Origin of the sequence: Amycolatopsis sp. ATCC 39116, assembly GCF_000231075.2 — a bacterium.
GTDB lineage: Bacteria > Actinomycetota > Actinomycetes > Mycobacteriales > Pseudonocardiaceae > Amycolatopsis_E > Amycolatopsis_E tucumanensis.
Window position 1 is genome coordinate 43,027 of sequence record NZ_AFWY03000021.1, and the last position, 24,426, is coordinate 67,452.

Annotated in this window: 26 protein-coding genes; 12 read left to right on the forward strand and 14 right to left on the reverse strand. The window is 73.7% G+C overall.

Going from position 1 to position 24,426, the window contains the following annotated elements; genetic code table 11:
- Positions 1-8 precede the first annotated feature (8 nt).
- Positions 9-1,178 carry an SLC13 family permease gene (locus tag AMY39116_RS0321670; RefSeq protein ID WP_051123579.1) on the forward strand — a complete coding sequence of 390 codons (1,170 nt, stop codon included), beginning with the start codon at positions 9-11 and terminating at the stop codon, positions 1,176-1,178.
- A gap of 28 nt (positions 1,179-1,206) precedes the next feature.
- On the opposite strand, the gene AMY39116_RS0321675 is transcribed toward AMY39116_RS0321670, so the two are convergent.
- The gene (locus AMY39116_RS0321675) at positions 1,207-2,277 is read right to left on the reverse strand and encodes an aldo/keto reductase (protein WP_020419729.1); all 1,071 of its coding nucleotides are present in this window, start codon (positions 2,275-2,277) and stop codon (positions 1,207-1,209) included.
- A gap of 156 nt (positions 2,278-2,433) precedes the next feature.
- Between AMY39116_RS0321675 and AMY39116_RS0321680 the strand changes: the two genes are divergently transcribed.
- Positions 2,434-3,294: an AraC family transcriptional regulator gene (locus tag AMY39116_RS0321680; RefSeq protein WP_020419730.1), complete on the forward strand. Its 861-nt coding sequence runs from the start codon at positions 2,434-2,436 to the stop codon at positions 3,292-3,294.
- 3 nt (positions 3,295-3,297) lie between these two features.
- Here AMY39116_RS0321680 and AMY39116_RS0321685 read toward each other — a convergent pair whose 3' ends face one another.
- Genes AMY39116_RS0321685 through AMY39116_RS0321695 form a run of 3 tightly spaced genes read right to left on the reverse strand, consistent with a single transcriptional unit; the run spans position 3,298 to position 5,933 of the window.
- Positions 3,298-4,371 carry a bifunctional RNase H/acid phosphatase gene (locus tag AMY39116_RS0321685; protein ID WP_020419731.1) on the reverse strand — a complete coding sequence of 358 codons (1,074 nt, stop codon included), beginning with the start codon at positions 4,369-4,371 and terminating at the stop codon, positions 3,298-3,300.
- Positions 4,372-4,373: 2 nt separating this feature from the next.
- The gene (locus tag AMY39116_RS0321690) at positions 4,374-5,111 is read right to left on the reverse strand and encodes a zinc ribbon domain-containing protein (protein ID WP_020419732.1); all 738 of its coding nucleotides are present in this window, start codon (positions 5,109-5,111) and stop codon (positions 4,374-4,376) included.
- Between the two features lie 15 nt (positions 5,112-5,126).
- A complete protein-coding gene (locus AMY39116_RS0321695) occupies positions 5,127-5,933 on the reverse strand; it encodes a Nif3-like dinuclear metal center hexameric protein (RefSeq protein ID WP_020419733.1) in 807 nt (268 codons plus the stop codon).
- Here AMY39116_RS0321695 and AMY39116_RS0321700 point away from each other — a divergent pair.
- The 3 genes from AMY39116_RS0321700 to AMY39116_RS0321710 all read left to right on the forward strand — a co-directional run bounded on the left by AMY39116_RS0321700 (position 5,932) and on the right by AMY39116_RS0321710 (position 8,518).
- On the forward strand, positions 5,932-6,447 hold the full coding sequence (locus AMY39116_RS0321700) for a low molecular weight protein-tyrosine-phosphatase (protein ID WP_051123577.1): 516 nt from the start codon (positions 5,932-5,934) through the stop codon (positions 6,445-6,447). The two genes, AMY39116_RS0321695 and AMY39116_RS0321700, sit on opposite strands and share 2 nt — an antisense overlap.
- 67 nt (positions 6,448-6,514) lie before the next feature.
- Entirely contained in the window at positions 6,515-7,378 is an 864-nt protein-coding gene (locus AMY39116_RS0321705; protein ID WP_020419735.1) for a fructosamine kinase family protein, read from the forward strand.
- A gap of 276 nt (positions 7,379-7,654) precedes the next feature.
- Positions 7,655-8,518 carry an SURF1 family protein gene (locus AMY39116_RS0321710; RefSeq protein WP_020419736.1) on the forward strand — a complete coding sequence of 288 codons (864 nt, stop codon included), beginning with the start codon at positions 7,655-7,657 and terminating at the stop codon, positions 8,516-8,518.
- On the opposite strand, the gene AMY39116_RS0321715 is transcribed toward AMY39116_RS0321710, so the two are convergent.
- Entirely contained in the window at positions 8,466-9,401 is a 936-nt protein-coding gene (locus tag AMY39116_RS0321715; protein ID WP_020419737.1) for a cobalamin biosynthesis protein, read from the reverse strand. The two genes, AMY39116_RS0321710 and AMY39116_RS0321715, sit on opposite strands and share 53 nt — an antisense overlap.
- A gap of 36 nt (positions 9,402-9,437) precedes the next feature.
- On the reverse strand, positions 9,438-10,106 hold the full coding sequence (locus tag AMY39116_RS0321720; protein ID WP_020419738.1) for a FadR/GntR family transcriptional regulator: 669 nt from the start codon (positions 10,104-10,106) through the stop codon (positions 9,438-9,440).
- Positions 10,107-10,239: 133 nt separating this feature from the next.
- Here AMY39116_RS0321720 and AMY39116_RS0321725 point away from each other — a divergent pair, with 133 nt between their 5' ends.
- The 3 genes from AMY39116_RS0321725 to AMY39116_RS0321735 all read left to right on the forward strand — a co-directional run bounded on the left by AMY39116_RS0321725 (position 10,240) and on the right by AMY39116_RS0321735 (position 12,798).
- Complete coding sequence (locus AMY39116_RS0321725; RefSeq protein WP_020419739.1) at positions 10,240-10,737, forward strand: gluconokinase; 498 nt, start codon at positions 10,240-10,242, stop codon at positions 10,735-10,737.
- Positions 10,734-12,107, forward strand: coding sequence for a gluconate:H+ symporter (locus tag AMY39116_RS0321730; protein ID WP_020419740.1), 1,374 nt, complete (start codon positions 10,734-10,736; stop codon positions 12,105-12,107). The genes AMY39116_RS0321725 and AMY39116_RS0321730 overlap by 4 nt, the downstream gene beginning before the upstream one ends.
- A 70-nt stretch (positions 12,108-12,177) precedes the next feature.
- Positions 12,178-12,798 (forward strand): hypothetical protein, encoded by a 621-nt coding sequence (locus AMY39116_RS0321735; protein ID WP_020419741.1) that lies wholly within the window; start codon positions 12,178-12,180, stop codon positions 12,796-12,798.
- Here the strand turns inward: AMY39116_RS0321735 and AMY39116_RS0321740 are convergent.
- The 6 genes from AMY39116_RS0321740 to AMY39116_RS0321765 all read right to left on the reverse strand — a co-directional run bounded on the left by AMY39116_RS0321740 (position 12,757) and on the right by AMY39116_RS0321765 (position 19,187).
- Positions 12,757-13,509, reverse strand: a complete 753-nt coding sequence (locus AMY39116_RS0321740) for a maleylpyruvate isomerase family mycothiol-dependent enzyme (protein WP_020419742.1) — start codon at positions 13,507-13,509, stop codon at positions 12,757-12,759. The genes AMY39116_RS0321735 and AMY39116_RS0321740 overlap by 42 nt on opposite strands.
- Before the next feature lie 147 nt (positions 13,510-13,656).
- Entirely contained in the window at positions 13,657-14,664 is a 1,008-nt protein-coding gene (gene nudC / locus AMY39116_RS0321745; protein WP_020419743.1) for an NAD(+) diphosphatase, read from the reverse strand.
- Entirely contained in the window at positions 14,661-16,043 is a 1,383-nt protein-coding gene (locus AMY39116_RS0321750; protein ID WP_020419744.1) for a pitrilysin family protein, read from the reverse strand. The genes nudC and AMY39116_RS0321750 overlap by 4 nt, the downstream gene beginning before the upstream one ends.
- Positions 16,040-17,317 carry a pitrilysin family protein gene (locus AMY39116_RS0321755; protein ID WP_027936124.1) on the reverse strand — a complete coding sequence of 426 codons (1,278 nt, stop codon included), beginning with the start codon at positions 17,315-17,317 and terminating at the stop codon, positions 16,040-16,042. Before AMY39116_RS0321755 ends, AMY39116_RS0321750 begins: the two co-directional genes overlap by 4 nt.
- 19 nt (positions 17,318-17,336) lie before the next feature.
- Positions 17,337-18,608: a DUF2207 domain-containing protein gene (locus tag AMY39116_RS0321760; protein ID WP_020419746.1), complete on the reverse strand. Its 1,272-nt coding sequence runs from the start codon at positions 18,606-18,608 to the stop codon at positions 17,337-17,339.
- Between the two features lie 9 nt (positions 18,609-18,617).
- The gene (locus tag AMY39116_RS0321765) at positions 18,618-19,187 is read right to left on the reverse strand and encodes a TetR/AcrR family transcriptional regulator (RefSeq protein ID WP_020419747.1); all 570 of its coding nucleotides are present in this window, start codon (positions 19,185-19,187) and stop codon (positions 18,618-18,620) included.
- Positions 19,188-19,261: 74 nt separating this feature from the next.
- Between AMY39116_RS0321765 and AMY39116_RS0321770 the strand changes: the two genes are divergently transcribed.
- Positions 19,262-19,972 carry an SDR family oxidoreductase gene (locus tag AMY39116_RS0321770; RefSeq protein WP_020419748.1) on the forward strand — a complete coding sequence of 237 codons (711 nt, stop codon included), beginning with the start codon at positions 19,262-19,264 and terminating at the stop codon, positions 19,970-19,972.
- Positions 19,973-20,277: 305 nt separating this feature from the next.
- Here the strand turns inward: AMY39116_RS0321770 and AMY39116_RS0321775 are convergent, their stop codons facing one another.
- Positions 20,278-21,315, reverse strand: coding sequence for an RDD family protein (locus tag AMY39116_RS0321775; RefSeq protein ID WP_235716188.1), 1,038 nt, complete (start codon positions 21,313-21,315; stop codon positions 20,278-20,280).
- 22 nt (positions 21,316-21,337) lie between these two features.
- Between AMY39116_RS0321775 and AMY39116_RS0321780 the strand changes: the two genes are divergently transcribed.
- The 3 genes from AMY39116_RS0321780 to AMY39116_RS0321790 are packed head-to-tail and all read left to right on the forward strand — an operon-like array spanning position 21,338 to position 22,876.
- Positions 21,338-22,342: a stage II sporulation protein M gene (locus AMY39116_RS0321780; RefSeq protein ID WP_020419750.1), complete on the forward strand. Its 1,005-nt coding sequence runs from the start codon at positions 21,338-21,340 to the stop codon at positions 22,340-22,342.
- Between the two features lie 47 nt (positions 22,343-22,389).
- Complete coding sequence (locus tag AMY39116_RS0321785; RefSeq protein ID WP_157360654.1) at positions 22,390-22,602, forward strand: ribbon-helix-helix protein, CopG family; 213 nt, start codon at positions 22,390-22,392, stop codon at positions 22,600-22,602.
- Positions 22,603-22,618: 16 nt separating this feature from the next.
- Positions 22,619-22,876 (forward strand): hypothetical protein, encoded by a 258-nt coding sequence (locus AMY39116_RS0321790; RefSeq protein WP_017986992.1) that lies wholly within the window; start codon positions 22,619-22,621, stop codon positions 22,874-22,876.
- Between the two features lie 253 nt (positions 22,877-23,129).
- Here AMY39116_RS0321790 and AMY39116_RS0321795 read toward each other — a convergent pair whose 3' ends face one another.
- Complete coding sequence (locus AMY39116_RS0321795; RefSeq protein WP_020419751.1) at positions 23,130-24,425, reverse strand: DUF58 domain-containing protein; 1,296 nt, start codon at positions 24,423-24,425, stop codon at positions 23,130-23,132.
- Between the last annotated feature and the right edge of the window lies 1 nt (position 24,426).

Below are 24,426 nucleotides of genomic sequence, written 5' to 3' on the forward strand. Positions count from 1 at the left end.
GGTTCGCCATGGCGCGCCCACGCGGCTTGCCGGAGGCGCTGGTCGCCGTGCCCGCCGCGCTCGTCGTGCTCGCCGTCGGGCTGGTCTCGCCCGGTGAAGCGCTGGCGCAGGTCACCGCGATGGCGCCGACACTCGGGTTCCTCGCGGCGATCCTCGTGCTGGCCGACCTCGCCGACCGCGAGGGAGTGTTCCGGTGGCTCGGCGCCCGGCTGGCCACTGCCTCCCACGGCAGGCCGCGACGGCTGCTGGCGTTGACCTTCGCGGCGGCCGCGGGCACGACCGCGGTGCTGAGCCTCGACGCGACCGTCGTCCTGCTGACGCCGGTCGTCCTGGCCACCACGCGGACGCTCGACCTGCCGCCCAAGCCGCACGTCTACGCGTGCGCGCACCTGGCCAACTCGGCGTCCACGCTGCTGCCCGTCTCGAACCTGACCAACCTGCTGGCCTTCGCGGCGTCCGGGCTGACCTTCACCGGGTTCGCCGCGCTGATGGCCCTGCCGTGGCTGGTCACCGTTGCCGTCGAGCTGGCGGTCTTCGGGTGGTTCTTCCGGCGCGACCTGGCCGGGTTCGCGAAGCCGCCCGCCGTCGACCGGCCCGCGCCGGTCTTCACGCTGGTCGTCATCGGGCTGACGCTCGCCGGGTTCGGGGCGGGGCCGCTGATCGGGCTCGCACCGGGGTGGGTGGCCGCGATCGCCGCCGCCGTGCTGGCCGTGCGGGCGCTCGCGCGGCGCGAGACCAGCCCGCGGCAGCTGGTGGTGGCGGCGAACCCGCTGCTCAGCCTGTTCGTGCTCGGGCTCGCGATCGTCGTGCAGGCGGTGTCGGACCACCTGCTCGGCGGTCCCCTGCGGGCGTTGCTGCCGGACACGGCCAGCCTGCCCGGGTTGCTGCTGGCGGCCTTCGTGGCGGCCGCGCTGGCCAACCTGGTCAACAACCTCCCGGCGACGCTGATCCTGCTGGCGGCGCTCGGCCCGCACCCGGCACCCGGGGTGCTGCTCGCCGTGCTGCTGGGCGTGAACATCGGGCCGAACGCCACGTACCTCGGCTCGCTCGCGACGCTGCTGTGGCGCCGCGTCCTCGGCCGGGACGCCCCACCGCTCGGCGAGTTCACGCGGCTCGGGCTGGCAACGGTGCCAGTGAGCCTCGCGGCGGCGACCGTCGCGCTGTGGCTGGTGCTCTAGGCACGAGAGCGAATCGCCGCCCCCATCGTCAGTAGCGCACCGTGCCGGCGGCCAGCGGTGGGTACACCGTCGAGGGCTCTCCGTCGACCGTGGTGCCGGCGAACTGGAGCATCGCCCGCTGCTCGCCGTGCATCGAGGCCGGGTAGTCCAGCTCCGGGGCCGACACCTCGTCCAGGGTGCGCACGTGCTCCGGCGGCAAGGTGACCTCGTCGAGGTTGTCCTCCAGGTGCCCGAGGCGCCGGGCGCCCAGGATCGGCACCACTCCCCGCGCCCGCAGCCATGCCAGCGACACCGCTGCGGACGTCGTGCCCAGTTCCTCGGCGATCGCGGCGACCGCCTCGATCACCGCGTAGTCGGACTCGGCGGGACCGCCGACGAACGCCGCCCGGGCGGAATCGGCCGGTGCGGCGCCGCGGCGGTACTTGCCGGACAGGAAACCGTTCTTCAGCGGGCTCCACGCGACCAGCCCGAGGACCTGCTCGGCGGCCAGCGGCGCGATCTCGCCCTCGACCGTGCGCGCCAGCAACGAGTACTCGACCTGCAACGCGATCAACGGCGTCCAGCCGCGCAGCAGCGCCGTGGTCTGCGCCTGCGCGGTGACCCAGGCGGGCGTGTTGGAGAAGCCGATGTAGCGGACCTTGCCTGCGCGGACCAGGTCGTCGAGGGCCCGCAGCGTCTCCTCGACCGGGGTGTTGCGGTCCCAGTTGTGCAGCCAGTACAGGTCCACGTGATCGGTGCGCAGGCGGCGCAGCGACTCGTCGAGCTGGGCGATGACCGACCGCCGTCCCGCACCGCCGCCGTTCGGGTCGCCTGGGTGCATGTTGGTGAAGAACTTGGTCGCCAGCACCACGCGGTCGCGGCGTCCTGGGTGGGCGGCGAACCAGTCGCCGAGGATCTTCTCGGAATGCCCGTTCGTGTAGAAGTTCGCGGTGTCCACGAAGTTCCCGCCGCGGTCGAGGTAGGTCGCCAGGATCTTCTCCGACTCCTCGGCGCCGCACCCGGCGCCGCCGGGATCGTCGCCGAAGGTCATCGCGCCGAGGGCGTACGGGCTGACCCGCAGGCCGGATCGGCCCAGGGTGAGGTAGTGGTCGAGCGGCATGGGAGGCGCTCCTCGTGTCGGTCCGGATGGTCCTCCCATCGAAGCCCGCGCGAGGTGTTTCGAGGTAGACCGATCCGCGCGGCCTCTTGCACGATCCTCTCGGCTCCGCCCGGATCGGGCTTGTGCCTCCTCGGCCCCGGGTGGTTCCGTCGAGAGGTGCTCGACGAGATCCGCGACCTCATCGCGGCCCACGCCCGCCCGGACCTGCGGACGCCGGTCGACGGCCTGCTGCTGTCCCGGGTGGACGACACCGAGCCGGAGCACTCGCTCACCGAACCGCTGCTGGTGCTGATGGCCCAGGGCGGCAAACGGCTGCTGCTCGGCGACCGGGTGTTCGAGTACCGGGCGGGCCAGTTCCTCCTGGTCACCGCCGCGCTGCCGGTCACCGGCCGGTTCCTGGCGGCGCCGTCGCTGGGTGCCGGACTGGTGCTGCGGCCGTCCGCGATCGCGCCGCTGCTGCTGGAGGCGCCCGCCCCGCGCACCCCGGCCGGCCCCGCCATCGCCACCGGGGACGCCGACGCCGACCTGCTCGACGCCGTGACCCGGCTGCTGCGGCTGCTCGACCGGCCCGCCGACGTGCCCGTGCTCGCCCCGCTCATCGAGCGGGAGATCCTCTGGCGCCTGCTCACCGGCCCGTGCGGGGCGACGCTGCGCCAGATCGGCCTTGCCGACAGCAGCCTGAGCCTGGTCGGCCGCGCCATCGCCCGGATCAGGGAGAACTACGCCGAGCCGATCAGGATCGCGGAGCTCGCGCGGCTGTGCGGGCTGAGCGCATCGGCGTTCCACCGGCACTTCCGCGCGGTCACCGCGATGAGCCCGCTGCAGTTCCAGAAGCGGATCCGGCTGCAGGAGGCGCGGTCACTGCTGCTGGCCCGGCCCGACGACGTCGCCGGTGTCGGGCACCTCGTCGGCTACGACAGCCCGTCGCAGTTCAGCCGGGAATACCGCCGCCTGTTCGGCGCGCCACCCGGCCGGGACGCCGCGCGTCTGCGGGCCTCGGCGCCCGCCTTGCCGTGAGAATCAGGCCAAGTGCGAGATGTCGTTGACCAGGCGCACCGACGCGTTGCCGTCCGGGTAGAACTCCACGATCGACAGCGACGCCAGGTCCAGGTGCAGCCGGAACAGCAGCGACGGGCCGGCGTCCAGGCCGAGCCGCAGCAGGGACTTGATCGGGGTGACGTGGCTGACCACGATGATCGTCCGGCCGGCGTGGCTCTCGACCAGCTCGTCCCGCGTGCGGCGGACCCGCTGGTGCACCGCGTCGAAGCTCTCCCCGCCCGGCGCGGGCACCGACGGGTCGCGCAGCCAGCGGCCGTGCAGCTCGGGATCGCGCTGGGCGGCCTCCGTGAAGGTCAGCCCCTCCCACTCGCCGAAGTCGGTCTCCAGCAGGCCGGGGTGGGTCTCCACCCGGGCGCCGAGCGCGTCGGCGACCGACTGGGCCGTCTGCTTCGCCCTGGTCAGCGGGGACGCCACGATCGCGGTGTCCGTGCCGAGGTCGGACAACGCGGCGAGGCGCTTGGCGGCCGCGGCGGCCTGCTGCAGGCCGTGCTCGGTCAGCGGCACGTCGCCGCGTCCCGAGTACCGGCGGTCGACCGACATCGCGGTCTGCCCGTGCCGCAGCAGCATCATCCGCGTCGGTGTGCCCTGCGCGCCGGTCCACTTCTGCGGCGTCGTGCGCTCCGGGCCCGCGCCCTTGCCCGCCTGGGTGTCCATCGCCTCGTTGGCGAGCCGGTCGGCGTGCGCGTTCTCGGCGCGCGGGATCCACTCGTAGCGCACCGCCGCGAAGCCGGCGGCCAGCTCGCGCGCCTGCTCGGCGAGCGGCTTCAGCGCCTCGTGCTTGATCTTCCAGCGGCCGGACATCTGCTCGACCACCAGCTTCGAGTCCATCCGGACGTCGACCTCGGTGGCGCCCGCCTCCGCGGCCGCCCGGAGCCCGGCGATCAGGCCCGAGTACTCGGCGAAGTTGTTCGTCGCCACCCCGAGCCCCTCCTGGCGCTCGGCCAGGACCGCGCCCGTCGCGGCGTCGCGGACAACGGCCCCGTACCCGGCCGGCCCGGGGTTGCCCCGCGAACCGCCGTCGGCCTCGACGACCACTCTCACAGGCCCGACTCCACCGTCCGCACCAGGATCGCGCCGCAGTTCTCGCACTGCACGACCTCGTCCTCGGCCGCCGCCTTGAGCTCGGACACCGTGTTGCGGTCGAACTCCATGTTGCAGGCCAGGCACTTGCGCGCCCGCACCAGCGCGGCGCCGATGCCCTTGTGCGCGCGGACCCGCTCGTACAGCTTCAGCAGCCCCTCCGGGAACCGCGGCACCAGCTTCGCGCGGTCCTCCTCGCGGCGGGCCTTCGTGGTGTCCAGGTCCTTGAGCGTCTCGTCGCGGCGGCCCTCGACGTCGGCCAGCGCCTGCTCGGTCTTGTCGACCTCGGCCCCGGTGCGCTGCACGTCCAGGCCGAGCGCTTCGCGGCGCTCCATCAGCTCCAGCAGGTCGTCCTCGAGCGCGCTCTGGCGCCGGGCCAGGGTCTCCAGCTCGTGCTGCAGGTCCGCGACCTGCTTGGCGGGCAGGGTGCCGCCGTCGATCAGCTTGCGGTCGCGGTCCTCGCGGGCGCGGACGGACTCGATCTCCTTCTCCTGGCGGGCGATCTCGCGGTCCAGGTCGGAGGCGGCGGTCTCGTGCCGGATCGCCGTGTCGCGCAGCTCGCGCAGGGTCTTCTGGATGCCCTCGATCTCGGCGAGCTCGGGCATGGTCCGGCGGCGGTGCTCGACCCGGGACAGCTCGGCATCCACTTTCGCGAGCTCGAGCAGCTGACGCTGGACGGCTGGCTCTGCCTTCACTGGTACTCCCTCGGATTACGCACGGATGGTCCACGGATCGGTTCGGCGCGCGGACACGTGAACGTTGACGTTACCCGCAAAGGCGTCCCGCAGGACGGCCGAGGCTTGACCGCACCACGGCCACTCGCTGGCCCAGTGGGTCAGGCCGACCAGTGCGGGCGCGTCCGCGCCGGTTTCCAGGTGCTCGCCGGCGGGGTGGTGCCGCAGGTCGGCGGTGACGTAGGCGTCCACGCCGGCCGCGGTCGCGGCGCCGAGGAAGCTGTCCCCGGCCCCGCCGGACACCGCCACCGTCCTAATCAGACGGTCCGGGTCGCCCGCCCCGAGCACGCCCGGCTCGGTGGCGGGCAGGGCGCCGGCCACCCGGCGCACGAACGCGGCGAACGGCTCCGGCTCGGGCAGCTCGCCGATGCGGCCGAGGCCGGTGGAGCCGTCCGGGTGCGGGTCGAGCGGTCGGAGCACCCGCAGCCCGATGGCCTCGGCCAGTGCGTCGGACACGCCGGGGTTCGCGGAGTCGGCGTTCGTGTGCGCGCAGTACAGGGCGATGCCGGCGCGGATGAGGCGGTGCACCAGCGCGCCCTTCGGGGTGTCGGCAGGCACGCCGTGCACGCCGCGCAGCAGCAGCGGGTGGTGCGCGACGACCAGCTGGACCCCGGTCTCGATGGCCTCGTCGATGGTGGCCGCGACCGGGTCGACGCAGATCAGGACGTCGGTGACCGGCTCGGCGGGGTCGCCACAGACCAGGCCGACCGCGTCCCAGCTCTCCGCGAGCGCGGGCGGGTAGGCGTCCTCCAGTGCGGCGATCACTTCGGCGAGGGCGGGCATGGGGGGATCTTCGCATGCGGCGTGGGGCAGACTGCGGGGTGTGACCGAGCCGAGCCTGCACATCTGCTTCGTCTGTTCCGGCAACATCTGCCGCTCCCCCATGGCGGCCATCGTCTTCCGGGCGCACCTGGAGCGCGCCGGGCTGGCCGACCGGGTGCGCGTCACCAGCGCCGGCACCGGGCCGTGGCACGTCGGCGAACCGGCCGATCCGCGTGCCCGCGAGACGCTGCGCGAGCACGGCTACACCGGCAAGCACGTGGCCGCGCAGGTCGACAGCGACCACCTGTCCGCCGACCTGCTGCTCGCCGCGGACCAGGGCCACCTGCGGGAATTGCGGCGGCTGGTGGACGACCCCTCGCGCGTGCGGTTGCTGCGGTCCTTCGACCCGGAGGCGCCGGAGGGTGCGGAGGTGCCGGACCCGTACTACGGCGGCGACGACGGGTTCGACGAGGTCCTCGCGATGGTCGAACGGACCGTTCCCGCGCTGCTGGACTGGGCGAAGGCGCAGCTCTGAGCTGCGCTCATGCGGTTGCGGCCGCACGCGGTTACCGTGGCGGCGGGCAGACGAAAAGGTGCTGGACATGAGCGTTCGCGAAGCCGTCGAACGGCTGCTGGGACTCCCGGTCACCGGGGTGCGCCGCAGCGGTGGCGCGGTGTGCCTGGTGACCGCCGAGGGGCGGGGTGTGCTGGTCGCGAAGCAGGGCAGCGGCCCCGGCGCGACCGACGCCGAAGCCGCCGGGCTGCGGTGGCTCGGCGAGCACGGGGACGTGCCGGTGCCGCAGGTCCACGCGCACGACGACGAGTGGATCGTCATGGAGTACGTGCCGCCGACGTACCCCGAGACCGCCGCGGCGGAAGCGTTCGGGCGCGGCCTGGCGCGGCTGCACCTGCGGGGCGCGCCCGCGTACGGTTCGCCGCCGCCCGGCGGACCGGCCGACGCGTGGATGGGCCTCGCCCCGATGCGCAACGAGGAGTGCCCGGACTGGGCGACGTTCTACGGTTCGCACCGCGTGCTGCCGTACGTGCGGATGTGCGTGGACCAGGGCCTGTACGACGCGGGGCAGGCGGAGGTGTTCGAGCGGTTGTGCGCGCGGCTGCCCGAGTTGGGCGGCACGGCCGAACCCCCGTCCCGTGTACACGGCGACGCGTGGAGCGGCAACGTGCACTGGGGGCAGGGCGCGGTGTGGCTGATCGACCCCGCGGCGCACGGCGGGCACCGCGAGACGGACCTGGCGATGCTGCGGCTGTTCGGCACGCCGCTGCTGGAGCACATCCTGGGCGCGTACGAGGAAGCGGCGAAGGACCTGGACGCCCCACTCGCCGACGGCTGGCGGGACCGCGTGGAGCTGCACCAGCTGTTCCCGCTGCTCATGCACGCGGCGGTGTTCGGGGCCGGCTACGCGCGGCAGGCGCTGCGCGCGGCGGAGGCGGCGCTGGCGCGCTGAGGCGGGAGCGCGCCGCGGAGCGCGGGAGCGTGAGGTGCGCGCGGGAGCGCGGCAGCGCAGTGTGAGGAGTGGCGTGCACGTGCGCGCGCGGGCGGTGAGGGACCAAGGCCGGAGGCGCGACTGAGAAGGGGCACGCCCGGCGTGCCGATCTAGGGACCGTAGGCCGCGTGCTGGCGCGGGCAAGGCGAGCCACGCGGGACGCGACCGATGTCACCTGCCACACGCTGCGCTGACCTCCCCACACAGCCCCCACCGGGGACGGCCTACCGTAGGGGTGTGCGGCTGAAGTTCCTCCTCCGGCCGAGCTGGCTCGCCCTCGTGGTGGGTGTGCTCGCGTTCGCGTTCGCCTGCTTCACGCTGCTGTCCCCGTGGCAGTTCTCCCGCAACGACGAGCGCGAGGCCCAGAACAGGGCCATCGAGGCCTCCCTCACCGCCGACCCCCGCCCGTTGGACGACGTTCTCCCGCCCGGCGCCGTCCCCGACGCGAACACCGAGTGGACCCGCGTCGAGATCACCGGCTCCTACCTGCCGGAACACGAGGTCGTGGCCCGCCTGCGGACCGTTCAGGGGCAGCCCGCGTTCGAGGTGCTCACCCCGTTCCGCGCCACCGACGGCCAGGTCGTCCTCGTCGACCGGGGCTACCTCCAGCCGGACTCCCGCACCGAGGTCCCGCCCTACGCCGCACCCCCGGCGGGCACCGTGACGATCGTCGCGCGGATCCGGGAGGACGAGAACGACCCGAAGAACCGGGACGCCTTCGCCGACGCCTCCACCCACGGCAAGCTGCAGAGCTACAGCGTCGACTCCCGCGTGGTGGCGCGGTCGAGCGGCCTGGACATCCGCAGCGGCTACTTCCAGCTCGACTCCGACCAGCCGGGTGTGCTCAACGCCCTGCCGCTGCCGCAGACCGACGCGGGCCCGTTCTTCTCCTACGCGCTGCAGTGGATCGCGTTCGGGGTCATGGCCATCGCGGGCCTGGTGTACTTCACGGTCCGCGAGCTGAAGCCCGGCGGTGTGCTCAACGAGATGGCCGAAAAGAACAAGCGCAAGCGCAAGTCGGTCGCCGAAATCCTGGCCGAAGACGAGGTCAACGAGACCGGCGGCGAAGACCGAACAGAGCAGCCAGCACAGCGGAACTGACCCCGGCCAGCCACCCCACCACCCGCGACAACTCGACCGCGCGCGTCACGTGCCCGGCGTCCGGGTTCCGGCCGTCGCCCAGCACCGGCAGTTCCTCGACGCCGTGCGGGTAGACCGTGCGGCCACCGAGGCGGATCTCCAGCGCCCCCGCGAACGCCGCCTCCATCCGGCCGGCGTTCGGGCTCGGGTGGGCCGCCGTGTCCCGCCGCCACGCGCGCCACGCCCCGGCCGCCGAGCCGCCGACCACCGGCGCGCTCGACACCGTCAGCGCGGCCGCGAACCGGGTCGGCAGCAGGTTGACCAGGTCGTCGAGGCGCCGCGCGAACCACCCGGCCGGACGGGTCGGGTCGCCAACGGTCCGCAGCACCGACACGGTCCGCGCGGCGAGCAGGCCGGGCATTCCGGCGACCGCGCCCCAGAACAGCGGGCCGACGACGGCGTCCGCGGTGTGTTGCGCGACCGACTCCACCGCCGCACGGGACAGGCCGACGACGTTCAGCCCGCCGGTCTGCCTGCTGTCCAGTTCGGACAACGTCTCGCGGGCCGCGTCCAGTTCGCCCTCTTCGAGGTCGCGGGCCAGTTCGGTGCCGTCCGCCGCGAGACCGGCGCCGCCGAGCACGGCCCACGTCGCGACGGCCGTGCCGAGCGCCTGCAGAACGGGACTGCGCCGCAGCGACCGCTCCGCCAGCACCCCGGCCACCACGGCCGAGCCGGCCAGCCCGCCGGCGAAGGCGACGCCGGCCAGGCGGTGCTGGGGCAGGCTCGCGTCGACGGTCCGGACGGCGCGGGTGAACACGGTGACCGGCCGTCCGCGCTTCGGCTCGCCGATCACCCCGTCCGCCGCCGCCCCCAGCAGCAGTCCGATCGCCCGTGCGGCACTCACTCGTGGCTCCCCCCGAGGTCGGTATCCGCCGTGAGGCTACTCGAACTGCTGGGCGACCTCGTCGCGCGCCTGGACCATGATGTCCCGCATCGCACGCTCGGCCCGGTCGGCGTCCGCCTCGTCGATGGCGCGGGCGACCTCCAGGTGCAGCGCGACCGCCTCCGGCTGCGGCTCCGGCGGCATCAGGCCGTGCTCGGTCCGCCCGGTCAGCACCTCTGCGACGACCGCCGAGAGCTGCGTGAACATCGGGTTGCCCGACGCCGCGAGCACCAGGTGGTGAAAAGCGATGTCGTGCCCGAGGAAGGTGTGCAGGTCCCGCGCGTGTGCGGTGACCTCCAGCCGGGCACCCAGTGCCCGTAGCCGCCCGCGCTCCTCGGGGGTCGCGCGGATCGCGGCGAAACGCGCGGCGCTCGGCTCGACCGCCCACCGCAGCTCCATCAGGTTGCGCAGGGCGACGGGACGCTGCTCGCCGTCCAGTTGCCAGCGGATCAACCGGGGGTCGTAGTGGTTCCAGTCGGCGCAGTCCCGGACCGTGATGCCGACGCGGCGCTTGCTGGTGGTCAGCCGCATCGCCTCGAGCGCGCGGACGACCTCACGCGCCACGGTGCGCGAGGCGCCGTGGTTCTGCTGCAGCTCTTCCAGCCGCAGCACCGTGCCCGGCGGCAGCTTCCCGCAGGCGATCGCGGTCCCCACCGCGTCGAGCATGCGCTCGTGAATTCCCTCGGCCACGCAGGTGACGCTAGACCACTGATTCGATTAAGTAGTACTTGTGGGTTGAATAAGTAGTACTTTTGCGTTGCACTGATCGAGTGACAGCGAGGTCGGAGGAGCGAAGCCAATGACGGTCATCGTCGTGATGGGTGTCGCCGGTTCGGGCAAGACGACGGTGGGTTCGGCGTTGGCCGAGCGCCTCGGCGTCGAATACGCGGAAGCCGACGCCTTCCACCCGCCGGCGAACATCGAGAAGATGTCGTCCGGCCACCCGCTCGACGACGAAGACCGGTGGCCGTGGCTGCACGCCATCGCGGCGTGGATCTCCGAACACCAGGCCACGGGCGGCGTGGTGTCGTCGTCCGCGCTGAAGCGGCGCTACCGCGACGTGCTGCGGACCGGCGGGGACGTGTGGTTCCTGCACCTCGACGGCCCCCGGGACGTCCTCGCCGAGCGGATGCAGGGGCGCACCGGGCACTTCATGCCGGTGTCGCTGCTGGACTCCCAGCTCGCCGATCTCGAACCCCTCGAAACCGATGAGCGCGGCCTGATCGCCGACATCCTCGAACCCCCGTCGGCGATCGTGGACCGCGCGCTCACCGAGCTGGCAAAGGAGCAGCCGTGAGTACTCTCGCCGCCGCCTGGACCGGGACCGACACCCGGCTGGTCGTCGCGACCCTGATCGGCATCGCCGTGATCGTGGTGCTGATCAGCAAGGCCCGCATGCACGCCTTCCTGTCGCTGATTATCGGATCGGTGGTCGTCGGCCTGCTGGGCGGGCTGCCGGTCGACAAAGTGATCAAGAGCTTTTCCAGTGGGGTGGGCTCGACCGTCGCGTCGGTCGGCCTGCTGATCGCGCTGGGCGCGATGCTCGGCAAGCTGCTGGCCGATTCCGGTGGGGCGGAACAGATCGTCGACACGATCCTGTCCCGCACCTCGTCGAAGGCGCTGCCGTGGGCGATGGCGCTGGTCGCCGCCCTGATCGGGCTGCCGATGTTCTTCGAGATCGGCCTGGTCATGCTCATCCCGGTCGTGCTGCTGGTCGCCAAGCGCAGCGGCAAACCGCTGATGCTGGTCGGGATCCCCGCGCTGGCCGGGCTTTCCGTGCTGCACGGCCTGGTGCCGCCGCACCCCGGCCCGCTTGCCGCGGCCGGCGCGCTGAACGCGAGCGTCGGCATCGTGCTCGGCCTCGGCCTGCTGGTCGCGATCCCGACGGTGATCATCGCGGGCCCGCTGTTCGGCAAGCTCGCCGCGCGCTGGGTGCCCGAGGCGCGGGCGCCGGAACACCTGATCCCGTCCGCTGGCGGGAGCGAGGACGAGCGGCGGCGGCCGAGCTTCACCGCGACGCTGGTGACCGTGCTGCTGCCGGTGGTCCTGATGCTGGGCAAGGCGATCGCGGACATCGTCGCCGACAGCGGCAACCCGGTCCGCCGGGTGCTGGACTTCGTCGGTGACCCGCTGATCGCGCTGCTCGCCGCGGTGCTGCTGGGCATGTTCACGCTCGGCCGCGCCGCCGGGTTCACCCGCGACCGGCTGGCTTCGACGGTCCGCGAGTCGCTCGGCCCGATCGCCGGGATCATCCTGATCGTCGCCGCGGGCGGCGGGTTTAAGCAGATCCTCGTCGACGCGGGCGTCGGCAACGTCGTCACGCAGCTCGCCGAGGGCGCCAACATCCCGGCGCTGCTGCTCGGCTGGCTGGTCGCGGTGCTGATCCGGCTCGCGACGGGCTCGGCGACCGTGGCGACGGTGTCCGCGGCCGGGCTGGTGTCCGGCCTGGCGGCGACGATGTCGCCCACCGAGGCGGCGCTGCTGGTGCTCGCGATCGGCGCGGGCTCGCTGTTCTTCTCGCACGTCAACGACGCCGGGTTCTGGCTGGTCAAGGAGTACTTCGGGTTGTCCGTCGGCCAGACCATCCGGAGCTGGTCGATCATGGAGACGGTGATCTCGGTGGTCGCGATCGCGATCATCCTGCCGCTGGGCGCGCTGCTCGCCTGAGGCCGAGGGGCCTTCGGTTGGTGCCGAAGGCCCCTTATGCCGTCCGCGCCGCCGCAGAACGCTTGGCGGCATGACCGAAAAACTCCTGATCGACGAGTACCTGCCCGGATACGAGGCCCACCAGCTCGACGCCGTCGTGGTCGACGCGCCCCCGGACGCGGCCTATCGCGCGGTCCGCGACCTGGACCCGGACAAGGTCGCACAGGCAGTTCCCCTGCTGCGGGTGCTCGGCCGGGTCCGCGCTCTTCCGGCCGCGATCGCCGACCGGATCCGCGGCGACACCGAACCGCCACCGGAATCCCTGCCCGCCGAGGAGTACCAGGCGGCGTTCGTACTGCTCGACGAGCGGCCGGGCGCGGAGTTCGTGGTCGGCATGATCGGCAAGTTCATGACGGCGACGCAGCTGGAGTTCCGGCGGTTCGAGCCGGGCGAGTTCACCGGGTTCGAGGAGCCCGGCTACGGCAAGGTGGCGCTGAACTTCGTCGTCCAGCCGTACGGGCCGGGCCGGTCGCTGCTGACGACCGAAACCCGCACGGCGACGACGGATGCGTTGTCGCGCAACCGGTTCGCCCGGTACTGGACCGTGGTCGGACCGTTCGCCGGGTTCATCATGCGGCGATGGCTGCGCCTGGCGAAGCGCAACGCCGAGTCAGCCGAACGCGACGTGGTCCAGCCAGAAGGCCAGCAGTGACGCGTCCCCGGTGACGGCGAGCCCCTCCACCGGCCTGCGGCGGTAGACGAGCAGCAGCAGGTCGGTGAGCGAGCCGCGCACGGTGACCGCCGCGTCGGCGGGGCCGCGGCGCCAGCGGATGACGTCGCCGGTGAGGTCGACGAACCAGGACACCTCCGGCGCCTGCAACACGATCGTCCGGCCCGGCCCGAGCAGTTCCCGCTTGCGCGGGTCGATCTCGAAGTGCTGGGGCAGGACGTCCAGCTCCATCCATTCGTCGAGGGAGGCTGCCGCGACGTCCTCGGCGACGGTGAACTCCACGCCGGCGGCGAGGCAGGCGTCGGCACGGTGGACGACCGTCTCGTGCGCGAAGCGGCGCGCGAGGAACTCCGACCGGTTGAAGTCGAACGGCCCCCAGGTGGGTGCGTCGGGGCCGGCGTCGCGCAGCGTTTCCGAGAGCCGGCGCGCTCCCTCCAGCAACCACTGCGTGGGCACTTCGCCGGCGTCGTCACCGTGGAGTTCGCGCAGCTGGTCGTCGGGCAGGTACTCGAGGCTGCGCGTCCGGACGATCTCCTCGGCCCAGCGGTGCCCGCCGCCGATGTGGCGCAGCAGCATGCCCAGCGTCCAGCCGGGGCACGACGGCACCGGCGCGCGCAGGTCCGCGCCTGCGATGCCGGCCGTGAGCAGCTCGGTCTGGGTGACGATCTCGGCGCGGAGCCGGTCGAAGTCCACGGTTTCCCCTTTCGTCGTCTGACACGGGGAGGTCGGAACCGCGACCGGCTTTTCGACATCGGGCCGCACTGGCTTCCGGCCGGTGGCGCGCCGACGTGCCCCCGACCGGGCACCGTGCACGGCGCACACCCACGAGGAAGCCGACCCTCAGCCCCGTTCCGCGTAGGCCCACGCCTCCAGCATCACGCGTGCGATCGACGAATTACCGGGCAGGATCAGTTCGCTCGTGCCGTCCAGGATGGGGACCGGGCGGCCCTTCGCCTCGAACGCCGCGCGCACCTCGGCCCGGGGCACCCACAGCGCGGCCTCGATCTCGCCGTCGGCCGGGACCAGTGGGCGGGACGCGTCCGCCTTCGCGGCGAAGCCGAGCATGATCGAGCGCGGGAACGGCCACGGCTGGCTGCCCAGGTACCGCACGTCGTGGACGTCCGCGCCGACCTCCTCGCGGATCTCCCGCACACAACAGCCCTCGAGCGACTCGCCGGCCTCGACGAAACCGGCCAGCACCGAGTACCGCCCCGGCGGCCACACCGGCTGCCGCGCCAGCAGGACGTGCGAGCCGTTGACGCCCTCCTCGTCGTGCACCAGGCAGATGATCGCCGGGTCCGTGCGCGGGTACTCCTCGCGGCCGCACGCCTCGCACTTCGACGCCCACCCGAACTGCACCAGGTGCGTCGGGCTGCCGTCGCGCACGCAGAACCGCGCCTGCCGGTGCCACACCCGCAACGCCTGCGCCGTGGTGAACAGCCCGGCGGCCGTGTCGTCCAGCTGGTCGCCGTGCGCCCGCAGCGTGACCCACAGCTCGCCGTCGACCCGCGGCGCCTCCTCGGGCATGCCCCAGCTGCCCGGGATCTCGACGATCTCCGGTTCGCCCTCCGGCTCGCCCGGCAGCGACCAGTAGTCGACGCCCTGCCACTCGCCGAGGAACACCGCGTCCGCGGGCGGTTCCTCGCCGAACGTCAGCGCCTTGCGGGTCGCCAGGACCGCCTCTCCCTCGCGCACCGGCGTGCGCAACTGCTTGTCCAGCAGCATGACCTGCGCGTCCGGCCACCGGGCGCGCAGGCGCTCCGGGTTGGTGCGCAACGTCTCCTGCCGGTCCACAGTGGACCGGGAGAGCGTCGGGAGGCGGCCCAGCGTGAACGGTGCGACGGTCACTTGCCGGGCTCCCCCACGGTGACCCCGCCGAGCGCGGTCAGCTGCGGCGCGAGCTTCTCGGCGTCGCCGACCACGACACCGGTGAACCGGGCCGGGGCGAAGAAGTCGAGCGCGGCCTGGGCGACCTCCTCCACGGTGACCGCGGCGACCCGCCGCGGGTGCTCGGCCAGCCACTCCACACCGAGGCCGGCCGCCGTCAGCGCGGCGAGCTGGCTGGCCAGCCCGGCCTGCGACGACGTCGCGGTGAGCAGCGAGCCGACGGCGTACTGGCGCACCGACTCGACCTCCTCGGCCGTCGGCGGCACGACCGCGAGCCTGCCCAGCTCGTAGCGGGTCTCCAGCAGCGCGGCCGCGGTGACCTCGTTCGCCGTGTCCGCGTCGACCCCGACGGTCGCCGTGGTGCCGGTGAACTCGAACCCGGAGTGCGCGCTGTAGGTGTAGCCCTTGTCCTCGCGGATGTTCTCCACCAGCCGCGAGGAGAAGTAGCCGCCGTAGGTCATGTTCGCCAGCTGCAGCGCGGCGTACCGCGGGTCCGTGCGCGGCAGCGACTGCGCGATGAGCCGGATCTGCGACTGCACCGCCCCGGCCCGCGGCACCAGCAGCAGGTCACCGCCGGTGACCTCGGGCAGGCCGGGCATCACGACCGCCGACGCGTCGGACGACCAGCCGCCCAGGACGCGCTCGACGTCGGCCGCGATCCGCTCCGGGTCGATGTCGCCGACGATCACCAGCACCGAACCACGCGGCAGCACCGCGGCGGTGTGCAGCGCGCGGACGGCCTCCGGCGTCACCTGTTCCACGTCGGCGGCCTGCGGCACCTCGCGGGTGGCCGGGTGGTCGCCGTAGACGTGCCTGAGCAGCGCCTCGCGGGCGATCACCCGCGGCTGCGTGCGCGACACCGCCAGCCGCTCGACCAGCCGGGCCGACTCGCGCGCCACCTCGTCATCCACATAGGACGCGCCGGTGAGCGCATCGGCGAGCACGTCCAGCAGCGTCGGCAGGCCGGTGGCCAGTCCGTTGCCGGAGATGGTCAGCCGCTCCGGGTCGACCACGGTGTCCAGCTCGCCGCCGATCAGCGCCAGCTCGGTGTCGATCTCGATCCGGTCCCGCCGCGCGGTGCCGGTGAGCATGGTCTCGGCGAGCACCTCGGCGGTGGCCGCGTGCAGCGGCGCGGTGCCGCCGAACGGGATCCGCAGCCGCAGCTCCACCAGCGGCACGGTCGGCTTGCGGACCGCGAGCAGGCGCAGGCCGTTGGACAGCGCGGTGTCCACGTGGGACAGATCCGCCGCGGCCTTCTGCGCGCCGAGCTCCGGGACCGGGCGCGGTCCGGTGGCGGTGCGGCCGATCTCCTCGGCGCTGCGGTGGTCGACGGAAGTCACTTCGCTCCCCCTTCGGGCTCGACGAGCAGGACCGCGCGCGAGTCGGGCCGCAGCGCCTTGGCGGCGGCGGCCACGTCCTCGCCGGTGACGGCCGCCATCCGGTCCGGCAGCCGGGACACCAGGGACGGGTCCCCGTAGAGCAGTTCGAACGCGCCGAGCGACAGCGTCCGGGACATCAGCCGGTCGTGCTCGGCGTGCAGGCTCGCGCTCCAGCGCGCGGTGACCTTGGCCAGTTCCTGGGCGTCGGGCGGCGTGGCGGCGAGCTTCTCCAGCTCCTCGTCGACCGCGGCCAGCACCCGGTCGGCCGGGACGTCCGGCGAGTGGATGGCGGTGATCGAGAAGGTGTCGGGGTCGCGCGCCTCGAACGGGCCGAACAGGCCCGCGCCCGCGCCGATGTCGGTGACCAGCGGCTCGCGGTGCACCAGCCGCTGCTGCAGCCGGGAGCCGTCGCCGTCGGTCAGCACACCGGCCAGCACCAGGTTCGCGAGGTAGGCGTCCAGCTCGCCGACCGGGTCCGGCATCCGGTAGCCCACCGCCAGCGCGGGCAGCGGCGCGTGCGGATCGGTGTGCTGGCCGCGGACCTCGCCGGCGGGCGGCGGCTCGGCGAACGAGCGCTTCGGCGGCGCCGGGCGGTGCGGCACGTCGCCGAAGTGCTTCTCGATCAGCTCGCGCGCCCGGTCCGGCTCGAAGTCGCCCGCGACGGTGAGCACCGCGTTGGCCGGCGAGTAGTAGGTGTCGAAGAAGGCCGCGCAGTCGTCCAGGCTGGCCTGCTCCAGGTCGGTGAAGTCGCCGTAGCCGTTGTGCGCGTTGGGGAACGTCGAGTAGAGCACCGGCGGCAGGAGGATCCACGGGAACCCGCCGTAGGGCCGGTTCAGCACGTTGAGGCGGATCTCCTCCTTCACCACGTCGATCTGGTTGGCGAGGTTCTCCTTCGTCAGCTTCGGCGCGCGCATGCGGTCGGCCTCGAGGAACAACGCGCGCTCCAGCGCCGCGGAGGGCAGCACCTCGTAGTAGTCGGTGTAGTCCGGGTGGGTCGACCCGTTGAAGGTGCCGCCGCTGGACTGCACGATCTTGAAGTGCGCGAGCTTCTCCAGGCTCTCGCTGCCCTGGAACATCAGGTGCTCGAACAGGTGCGCGAACCCGGTGCGCCCCTCCGGCTCGGAGCGGAAGCCCACGTCGTAGTGCACGGCGACGCCGACAACCGGAGCGGTCGGGTCCGGCGCGAGCATTACGCGCAGGCCGTTGTGCAGGGTGAAGCGGGAGGTCTCGGCCATGCGCCCCACCATACGGCCATCACGGGGACGGGGTCCGGCGACGGTCCTGCAGGGCAACGAGGAATTCACCGAGAGCGAACGCGGTGTCCGGCGCCGGCCGTCCGAGGGCCAGTGCGTAGGGCACGAAGCGGTCACCGGCGGGCAGTCCGGCCGGGTCGCGCAGGCGCCGGGCGAGGATGCGGCCGCGGCGGGTGCGATCCGGGAGGAACCGGGCGGCGAGCGCCAGTGCGAGCCCGGTGAGCGTGAGGATCACGCCGAGCTGCGCGTAGCCGGTGGTGAGCGCGAGGACGATCGTCAGGAACAGGCCGTAGCAGGTGATCCGGATGCCGGCCCGGCGCGCGCGGCCGGGTGGGCGGAGCCAGCCGCGGCGGATCGCGTCGGCTTCCAGGTCCTGGAGGGGGTCGTCGCCGGCGAGGACGCGGCGCTCGAAGCCGGTGAGCCGGTCGTCGGGCGGGTGGGCCGGTCCGGCGTCCGGCCCGAGGTAGCCGCGGATGGCCAGGTCGACGGCGGTGACGACCACCGGGTCCGTGCCGCGGAGCAGCGCGATGTGGCCGGGCAGGACGCCGTCCGGGGTGGCGAACGGTTCGGCGGTGAACCCGGCGGGCAGGGGCGGGCGTGGGCGGCGGGCGAGCAGGAGTGACACGGCCCCGGCGAGGAGCAGTAGCCCGAAGACGGCCCACGCCCACGCGACGGGTGCGGTGAGGACGAACGCGCCGGCCAGGGTCTTCGCCGGCTGGACGCGGGCGTTGGCGGGCACGGTGCCGGGTGGCAGGTCGACCGCGATGTCCAGCGTCTGCCCCGGTTCCAGGCGCTGGCCGGAGAAGCGGGTGAGGCCGGTCTGGTCGTTCTGCGCGGCCGTGCAGCCGGTGCAGCGGACGCCGATCGCGATGCGCGGCGCGGCGAAACTGGCGCGGACGAGGGTGCGGGCCGTGTCCCAGCCCTCCAGGGTCCAGGTCACCTCGAGGTGGTCACCCGCGTCCCGGACGGCACCGTCCACTGTGTACCGCAGGACGGAGGTGCCGGGGTTGAGGGTGACGGTGACGGCGTCCGCGCGCCGCTCGGCCGTGCCGGAGCCCTCGATGCCGAGGTCGCGGAGGGAGTGCACGCGGTCGCGGTGGTCGCCGGCCGGCGTGCGGAGCTCGATGGTCCGGGTGGTGCGCTGCTGCACGTCGACCGCCTCGACGACCGAGAGCGAGCCGTCGGGCTGGAGCCGCATCTCGATCTCGGCGCTGTCCGGCAGCGCCGGCAGCGGCGGGGTGACCAGCAGCAGGGCGGCGCACAGCCATCGCACTCGCGCAGGTTAGCGGGCGAGCAGTCGCGCGATGGCGGCGGTGATGTCGGCGGCGAGGCGGTCGTCGACCGGGGCGTGCCTGCTGAGCAGGCGGTACCACATGGTGCCGAACGCGAAGTCGACGACGAGCGGGAGCGGGACGTTCTCGGCGAGCTGTCCCGCCTCGACGCCCTGCCGCAGGAACCGGTGCAGGACGTCGCGCCGCGGGCCGATGACCGTGCCCTGCAACCGGTCCGACAGCGCCGGGTCGTTCTGGGCGTCGGCCATCAGGCCGACCAGCGCGCGCCCGGTCGACTCGTGGGTGAGCGCGAACGTGCGGGCGAGGATCCGCTCGATGTCGCGCAGGGCGTCGCCGGTGTCCTCGTCGAGCCGCGGTTCGCGTTCGCGGAGGTCGATGAGGGCGTCCAGCAGCACCTGCGCCTTGTCCGGCCACCAGCGGTAGACGGTCTGCCGCCCGACACCGGCCTCGTCGGCGATCGCCTTGATCGTGACCTGCGGGTAGCCGTCGCGGTGGCAGATGCGCAGCGCGGTGTCCAGGATCGCGCGCCGGGCCTCTTCGCTGCGGGGGCGTCCTCTCATGCGGGGCACTTTACAAGACACCGTGACTCGAATATGTTTTCAGTACACAGTGTCTCGAAATTGGAGGAGAGATCGTGACCGAACGAGTCGTGATCCTGGGTGGCACCTCGGGCATCGGGCTGGCGACCGCCCACCGCATGGCCGACAGCGGCCGGGAGGTGATCGTGACCGGGCGCGACGCCGGGAAGCTCGACGCCGCGCTGGCGAAGCTGGGCGACGCGCGGGGCGAGATTGTCGACGCGCGGGACTACGAGGCGCTGCAGTCGTTCTTCGCGTCGACCGGGCCGGTGGACCACCTGGTCGTCACAGTGACCGGGGCGCCGGGGACGACGGCCTTCCCCGACCTGACGATGGACGGCCTGCGCGAGGGCGTCGAGGGGAAGCTGGTGCCGCACACCGCCGCGGCGCGAGCGGCGCTGCCGGTGCTGCGGGGTTCGCTGACGTTCGTGACGGCGGCGTCGGCCGGAGCGGCGATGCCCGGGACGGCCGCGCTCGCCGCGGTGAACGCCGGGATCGAAGCGATGGTGCCGGTGCTGGCGGTGGAACTGGCGCCGGTACGGGTCAACGCGGTGTCGCCAGGCGTGATCGACACGGCCTGGTGGGATTTCCTGGACGCGGACGCCAAGGCGGAGACCTTCACCGCCATCGCGGCCGGGCTGCCGGCGCGCCGGGTGGGCACGCCGGACGACATCGCCTCGGCGATCGCGTTCCTGACGGACAACACCTACACGACCGGAGTGGTGCTCCGGGTGGACGGCGGCGGACGGCTGGCGTCGGCGGCCTGATCCGGGAGCGCGACGGTCGCCGCGGCGGTGGGATCGCCTGGCGCCTGCGGTGGCGGGACTGCCGTTGCCCCTGTGGGTTGGCGGCAGCTCGCGAAACCCGGCTTGATCCGGGATCACCGCGCGAATCGCCGCGGCAACGGCGAGAGCGCGCGGCAGCGGCGGGAGCGCGCGGCAGCGGCGGGAGCGCGCGGCAGCGGCGGGAGCGCGCGGCAGCGGCGGGAGCGCGTGGCAGCGGCGGGAGCGCGTGGCAGCGGCGGGAGCGCGTGGCAGCGGCGGCTGTGCCGGCAGCCCGATCCGGCCGGCGATCAGCTCGGCGGAGCGAACCCCCGCGGCGGCGTCGGCTCCCCCGGCTCCGCTGTCGGCGGCGGGGCCACCGGCGCAGCGGCGACCGGCGCACCCGGCGCACCCACCTGGGGTGCGCCCACCTGCCGCGCTGGCGCCTGTGGCGCCCCCACCTCCGGCGGGGGTGCCACCACCGGCGGCGCCGCCATTTGCTGTGCCCCCACCTGCGGCGAGGGTGGCGCCACCGGCGACGCGCCCGCCTGCTGCGCCGCCATCTGCTGCGCCCCCACCGGCGCCCAGCCGGGCGTGCCCACGTATCCCCCGGCCCGGCGCCGCCGCTCGGCCAGTACCGCTTGCAGGTACGCCCACGGCGGCACGCCCCACGGGGGCGGCGCGCCGATGCGAGCCGCGACGTCCTGCACCAGCTGGTGGCCCAACGGGTCCCGCGCGCGGTCGCTCAGTTCGGCGTACCGCGCCAGGTACTGGCGCGCCATCAGGGCCAGCTCGTCGCTCAGCCCGGTCAGGTCGAGCTGCGCCGCCCAGCCCGCCAGCGCCGGCGGCATCGTGATGTGCGGCGCGACCGTCCGCGGCGCCCGCTCCCTGATCACCACCGTGCCGGCCAGGTAGTCGCCGACCCGCTTGGACCGCGGCGAGAACAGCGACACGAACAACGCGACCGCGCTCCACGCCAGCACCGGTCCGAAGTCGACGATCGCGCCGGCCAGCGCCCGCGTCAGGGCCTGCCGGAAGCGGACCGGGCCGCCGTCGTCGCGCACCACGCGCAGCCCCATCGCCATCTTGCCGAGCGTGATCCCCCGGCCGAGCGTCTCGAACAGCACCGAGTACCCGACCCGCACCAGCACGAAGAAACTGAGCGCCAGCGCGGCCAGCAACGCCTCGTCGGTCACCCCGGACACGGTGAGCGCCAGCATGAACAGCAGGAGCGCCCCGGCCTGGACCGCAACGTCGATCGCGAACGCCGCGGCCCGGCTCGCGACCTGCGCTATCGGCAGCTCCAGCACGACGGCCTCGCCGGTCACCAGATCGGGTTCGCCTGTCACCGCCCCACTGTAATCTGCCCCCATGGACGTGGACCTGTTCGTCGCGGCCCACCGCGCCGAATGGGCCCGGCTGGACCAGCTGCTGGCCACCCGCAGGCTGACCGGTCCGGAGGCCGACGAGCTGGTCACCCTGTACCAGCGGGCCGCGACGCACCTGTCCGTGGTGCGGTCGTCGGCGCCGGACCCGGCGCTGCTGTCCTGGCTGTCGTCGCTGGTCACGCGTGCCCGCTCGGCCGTCACCGGGTCGCACAACCCGGCCTGGCGCGAGGTCGGGCTGTTCTTCGCGCAACGCTTCCCGGCCGCGGTCTACACGACGGTCCGGTGGTGGCTGCCCGCCGCGCTGGTGTCGGTACTCGTGGGCGGGCTGATCGGGGCGTGGATCGCGGGCGACCCGCAGGTGCAGGCGAGCATCGCCGCGCCGGAGGACATCCGGGCGCTCACCGAACCGGGCGGGCAGTTCGAGACCTACTACTCCAGCAACCCGGCCGCCTCGTTCGCCGCGCAGGTGTGGACGAACAACGCCTGGGTCGCGGCGACCTGCCTGTTCTTCGGGGTGCTGCTGGGGATCCCGGTGCTGGTCGCGTTGTGGCAGAACGTGCTCAACGTCGGCCTGTCGGCCGGGTTCATGGCGGCGGCCGGGCGGCTGGACGTCTTCTTCGGCCTGATCACCCCGCACGGGCTGCTGGAGCTGACCGCGGTGTTCGTCGCGGCGGGCACCGGGCTCCGTCTCGGTTGGACGGTCATCAACCCCGGTCGGCGGTCCCGAGCGGCGGCGCTCGCGCAGGAAGGCCGGGCGGCGGCGGGGATGGCGCTGGGGCTGGCGTGCGTGCTGCTGGTGTCGGGCGTGATCGAGGCGTTCGTGACGCCGTCCGGGCTGCCGACGTGGGCGCGGATCGCGATCGGGGTGGCCGCCGAGGTGCTGTTCCTGGTGTACGTGTTCGTGCTGGGGCGGCGCGCCGTCCGGGCCAGGGTCACCGGGGACGTGGACTTCCGGCATCGCGGTGACCTGCTGCCCGAGGCCGGTTGACACGCCGCTGCCCGGGATTGTCGGTGGCCGGCTCTATGGTGATGGGCATGCGGCTGGAGCTTTCCGATGACACGTACGCGCAGGTGACGGCCCTCGCCGAGGCGGCGGGGCAGTCCGTGGGCGAGTGGGTCCGGGCTGCCGTGGAGCGCGAGGCGTACCGGCAGCTGTGCGAGCAGCAGGCGCGGTGGAACGCCGAGCACCCCGAGCAGGTGCGCGCCGCCGCGGACGACTGGCGTGCCCGTGGCTCTTCGGCCGCGTAGAGGACAGATCTGGGCGGTGTCCGGCGGCTCGCGGCGGGTGCTGGTCTTCTCGGGCAACATGCTGAACGACATCGACGACGAGCACGTGGTGACGATGGAGGTCATCGAGCACGCCGTGCCGCTCAGCGTGGCCACCGGAGCGGGCGGCTGGGTGCGGTACACGTGGCTGGACCACGTGCCGAAGGAGTCGCTGACGCGGCAGCTCGGCGAGGTGCCGGAGGAGCTGATGCAGCGGCTGAGCACGCGCCTGTTCATGGTGATCGCCACCGACTGACGTCGCCGGCCGGCTCGCGCGCCTGGCGGTGGAACTTGCGCGGCTGAGCGAGCGTGGGACTCACGGCGAGCGCGATGCGGCGGGCGCGAGGCCGTGGGTGCCGGCGCGGGCGCGAAGCCGGCGGGTGCGAGGTCTGCGATCCCGGGGGCGCTTTCTGCGCTCGCGGACGCGAGTCCCGCGTTTACCGGCGCGAGGCCGGCGAGTGCGGGTGCGAGGCCGGCGGCCGCGAGGCGGGATCGGCGGGGGTGCGGCCCTACAACCGGCCCGCGGCCTTCAGGGCCAGGTACCGGTCCGCGAGCGCGGGAGCCAGCTCGTCCGGCACCGCGTCCACCACCTCGACCCCGCGCTGCGCCAGCAAACCAGTCACGTGGCGACGCTCCGCCAGCGTCCGTTCGGCGGCCGCCGCCTCGTAGACCGCTTCCGCGTCGCCGCGGGCGCGGGCCATCGCCGCGACCCGGGGGTCCGCCACGCCCGCCACCAGCAACTGGTGCCGCCCCACCACGGACGGCAGCACCGGCAACAGGCCCTCCTCCAGCGGCGCCGCGTCCAGCCCGGTCAGCAGCACCACCAGCGACCGCCGCCGGACGCGGCGCAGCACCTCGGCCACCATGCCGCGCGCGTCGGTCTCCACCAGGCTCGCTTCGAGTGGCGCCATCGCGTTCACCAGTCCCGGCAGCAACTCCCCCGCCGCCAGCCCGCGCACGTCCGCCCGCACCTGCCGGTCGTAGGCGAGGAAATCCACCCGGTCCCCCGCCCGCGAAGCCAGCACCGCCAGCAACAGCGCGGCGTCCATCGCGGCGTCGAGGCGTGGCGCGTCCCCGACCCGGCCCGCCGACGTCCGCCCCGTGTCCAGCACCAGCAGCACCCGCCGGTCCCGCTCGGGACGCCACGTCCGCACCATCACATCCGCCGCCCGCGCCGACGCGCGCCAGTCGATCGACCGCACGTCGTCGCCGATCACGTACTCCCGCAGCGAGTCGAACTCCGTGCCCTCGCCGCGCACCAGCGCCGCCTGCCGCCCGTCGAGCTGCTGCAGCCGCGCCAGCCGCGACGGCAGGTGCCTGCGGCTGCGGAACGGCGGCAGCACCCGGACACTGCCCGGCACCCGGTGCGAACCCTGCCGCCCGGCCAGCCCGAGCGGTCCCAGCGCGCGCACGGTCACCCGCGCCGAGGACCGGTCGCCGCGCCGCACCGGCGTCATCCGCACCACGACCGACCGCCGCTCCCCGGGCGGCACCGCGATCCGGAACCGGTCCTGCTCCACACCCGCGCTCGGCGGCCACGCGTCCCGCAGCAACCCGCGCAGCGCACGGGAACCGGGGTTGGTCACCGACAGCGTCACCTCGACCGGCTCGCCGAGCCGCACCGACGTCGCCCCGGACCGCGCGAACACCAGCCGCCGCACGGACGCCGCGAGCAGCAGGTCCACGGCCACCAGCAACGCGATCACGCCGAGCACCGCGAGCACACCGGTCCACGACGGCACCCCGAGCGCCACCACGACGATGCCCACGAGCGCCAGCAGGCCGGCCCGGCCGGTGATCGCCATG